The organism is Protofrankia sp. CiP1_Cm_nod2 (assembly GCF_920664355.1).
GTDB lineage: Bacteria > Actinomycetota > Actinomycetes > Frankiales > Frankiaceae > Protofrankia.
In genome coordinates, this window is record NZ_CAKKTL010000270.1 from 1,207 (window position 1) to 5,354 (window position 4,148).

The window sequence follows — 4,148 nt, forward strand, 5'->3', positions numbered from 1 at the left end:
CCGCCGCTACTACGAGCCGGCGGCGCTCGCCGAGAGGGCGTGGCTGACCACCGCCCCCACCGACCATCCGTTCCGCGACGGCGGCCTCCCGGATAGAGTGATCCACCATTTCCTGCTGCCGGCCGGGGGTTGGGGAGCGGTCGCGGGGGAGAAGGAAGCCAGACAGCTCGCGCCCGAGGAGGCCAAACGCCTGGCCGCCTGGCGGCGCGCGATGCTGCGCACGCCCGCGGACAAGGGGAAGAACAGCCAGGTCAAGCGGCTGCAAGGGGTCGCGCGCCGGGTCGAGTTCCTGTGGGATCTGGTCCGCCAGCGTCTGGAGATCTCCGAACAGGAGATCCGCCGGCACATCGACGTCTGGGGCGCCGACGATCTGCCCACCGTGACCCAGGCGGTGCCGCGGGAGAAGATCCTTGCAGACCTGGAGGCACCGGGCACGCCGTACTGGCGGTTGAAGACGTTGATGGATGCCTGGTGCGCCTTGTGGTTCTGGCCGCTTGACTCCGCCGGCCTGCTCGACGGCTCCGCCGCGGAGTACGAGCAGGACGCCGTCATCGTCCGCCGTCTCGAGCAGGCGCCACCGGCCCCCGAGGTTGTGTCGCGAGGTCCGCTCGGGTGGGAGGCCGCTTCCCTGTTCGACTCCGACGGGGACGACGATTCAGCCGAAAGCGCGCTGCCCCACCTCCTCGGTGGCGTCAATCCGGTGGTGGCCGGGACGAAGACCCCGTCCGCGGGGAGGACGGCCAGGAGGGTCAGACCGTCAGCGGTCGAACGGTTCCGCCGGATGGTCCCGCTCGCGGGCCTGGACGACTGGCTGACCTTCGCCGAGGCGCTCGTCGGCGCCAACGACATTCCCGCGGACTCCCTCGGCGCCCACTTCACCTCGCTCGCCGTCCTGGAGGAGTACGAGAACGGCCTGGAAGGCTGGATGGGGATGGAAGGCGAGAACCGGCTTCCCGAACGCTTCCCCTGGCTCGGCGTGGTCGAGCAGATCGCCGACCGCCAGGGTTTCTTCCACTGGGAACTGCACTTCGCCCAGGCCTTCGCCAAAGGCGGTTTCGACCTCCAGGTAGGCAACCCACCCTGGGTCCGCCCGACCTGGCAGGAAGGTGAGGTTCTCGCCGAACGGGACCCATGGTTCGTGCTGGCCCAGGAAACCAACGTCGAAGTCTTGCGTATGCGGAAGGACGCGCAGCTTGTCAGTACGATGGCCCGGACGGATTACCTGAGCGAACTGTCCTCGAACGTAGCGATGGTCGCCGCATTGAGCGCGCCCGCCACCTATCCGCTCCTCGCGGGCTCCCAGCCGAACCTGTACCGAGCGTTCATGATCCAGGTCTGGTGGCACGCCAGCCGACGAGGAATCGCAGGATTGATCCACCCGGATTCGCACTTCGCTGGTGTCCAGGAGGCGAAGTTACGCTCCGCGGTCTACCATCGCCTGCGGCTGCACGGACACTTCCAGAACCGTCGGCTGATCTTCCCGGAGGTCGACTGGAGCCGCCAGTTCGGAGTCCAGATCTACGGTGGCTACCAGCCTGTCTACTTCGAGCACCTGAGTTGGCTGTTCGGGCCGGAGGTCCTCACGGGTTCGCTCGACCACGACGGCTCTGGACCGGTGCCCGCCGTCAAATACGAAGGAAAGTGGGATCTGCGGCCTCATGCGAGCCGGGTGGTCGTCGTCACCGACGACGGCCTCGCGGAGTGGATGCGGCTGGTCGGGGAGAACGATCAGCCTGCCGATTCAGCGCGATTGCTCTATCCTGTAACAACAGCAGAACAGTCGGCGATTACCGCACTCGCAAGCTGGAAGACCCGCCTCGCCGAGTTGGGTCCCAGGATCAGCTCTGGCTACCATGAGTCGGGTGCAAAACAAACCGGGTTGATCAAGGAAGAGTTCGCCGATCCAAAGGCATGGCCTGAAGTAATTCTTCGCGGGCCACAGCTCACCCTGGCCACACCACTCGCAAAACAGCCACCCCGTACCAGTACCTACGACGAACCGGTCGACCCACGGTACCTGCCCGCCGACGCGGTACCAACGACCGACTACCGGCGCGCCACGGACATCGACACGTTCCGCGCCGCGCAGGACCGCTGGCTGGACTACACGGCATTGAAACGCCTACGCGCCGACCCCTCGGCGATCGCCGAGGCACGCGAGGCTATCGCCATCGCCGCCGAGGTGGATGAGTTGGAAGTCACCTCAGAAGAAGTCGGCGCCTATCTTGAGAGTCGCGCGCTCCGGCCATACTCTGAGTTCTTCAGGGTGGTCTGGCGTGAAATGGTTCCCAACAACACGCAGCGGAGCCTTTTCGTCGCTCTCATACCGCCTGGTCCGACCCATGTAAGCACCGTTCGTAGCATGGCTCTCGACTCGAATCGAGAGACTGTGCTTGTTGCCGGTTTCTGGTCTTGTTTGCCACTCGACTACATGATCCGAGTGATAGGCAGAGCGCACTTGCACGTCTCAGACGCCTACGTCATGCCCGTTCCGGTCATGGAGCACCCGCTGGCGGAGGCGATTCTGCTGCGGACCCTGCGTTTGAACTGTTTGACCTTGGCGTACGCACCGCTGTGGGAGGAGTTGTACAACGAGGCCTGGCGCCACGACGGATGGGCGATTTCGACGCCTGGTGCTCCCCTGCTTGCAGACATTCGCCCGAGGTGGGACCCCGAGACGCCGCTGCGTACCGATTTGACACGGCGTGCGGCACTGGTCGAACTGGATGCGTTGGTGTCGGTGATGATGGGCATCTCAGCCGACCAACTTGTCGCGATCTACCTCGCGCGGTTCCCGCAGCTGCAGGCGTATGAGGCGGACACCTGGTTCGACCATGGCGGCCGGAAAATCGCCGGTCACCGCAGTACCTTCGGCTTCGGGCAGACGAAGGAGCATTACGTCCGGTTGATGGCGCATCTGGAGGATCCGGAGCGCAACCCTCCGCCGGAGGGGTATTCGCCGCCGTTCTACAAGGCGGACCGGGAGGCCGAGATGCGCCAGGCGCATGCGGTGTTCAGTGCCCGGTTGCAGGCGGCCAAGGACGCGGGGTGGGCGGGGTGAGGCCGACGCTTGCCGCCGAGGGTCTGCGGGCGAACCTCACCCAGTATCTGACCACCACGTTCGCGCTCGCCGACGCGCAGGAGCGCGAGGCGCTTGCGACCTTTCTCAACCATCCCGAGCACGGCATCTTCCGCGGCCCATACCTGCGGATCCGTACCCCGTTCCGGCCGGCGAGCGGTGATTGGCGTCGGCATCTGGAATGGGTGCCGGCGAACTTCACCCCGTACGAGCATCAGGCCAAGGCGTTCGAGCGGCTGAGCACGCTGCACGGCCCGGCACGGCCGACGCTTGTGACCACCGGCACCGGCTCGGGTAAGACCGAGTCGTTCCTGATCCCTGTCCTCGACCATTGCCGGCGGGCCCGCCGGGCGGGCCGCATCGGTGTCAAGGCGCTGCTGCTGTATCCGATGAACGCCCTTGCCGCCGACCAGACGCTGCGCATCAACGGCTACCTGGAGCAGGCTGGGCCCGCCGATGTGACCGCCGGTCTGTACATCGGTGACGTCCCGGAGGTCAGCTATACGCGGGTGATGACGAAACGGTCGGAGATGCGCCGCACCCCGCCGGACATTCTCGTCACCAACTACAAGATGCTCGATCTGCTGGTGCAGCGCGCCGACGACCTGCCGCTGTGGGACGGCGCCGACCTGGCCTACGTTGTCCTCGACGAGTTCCACACCTATGACGGCGCGCAGGGCACGGATGTCGCCATGCTGCTGCGCCGGTTGGCCGCGGCGACCGGCAAGGCCGAGCCGGGCCGTCCGCTGGGGACGATCTGCCCGGTGGCCACGTCCGCGACCCTGGGGGAGGGTAGCGGCGCGGACGGGGGCAGGGGCATCCGCGAGGTCGCCGGCCAGGTATTCGGTACCGCCTTCGACGACGACGCGCTGGTGGGCGAGGCCCGCCGGAGCACCGGTGAGATCATCGTGAAGATCGACTACAGCCTGCCGGTGCCCGATCCGGCGGTGCTCGCGGCCATCGCCGACCCGGGTCGGGATCCGTCCGCGATGGGCCGGATCGCCGCGGCCGTGCTCGGCGACGACAACCTCGACCCCTGCCATCTCGGTGAGGCGCTGCGCGGGCACAT

The 4,148-nt window shown here is 66.7% G+C and carries 1 protein-coding gene and 1 pseudogene; both read left to right on the forward strand.

From position 1 onward, the window contains the following. Window positions 1-3,061, forward strand: a pseudogene (locus NBW84_RS21325) (class I SAM-dependent DNA methyltransferase); the annotation flags it as partial. After that, window positions 3,058-4,148 (forward strand): DEAD/DEAH box helicase (locus NBW84_RS21330; RefSeq protein WP_445548797.1); only part of this gene is annotated, 1,091 nt, incomplete at its 3' end. The pseudogene NBW84_RS21325 and the gene NBW84_RS21330, both read left to right, overlap by 4 nt.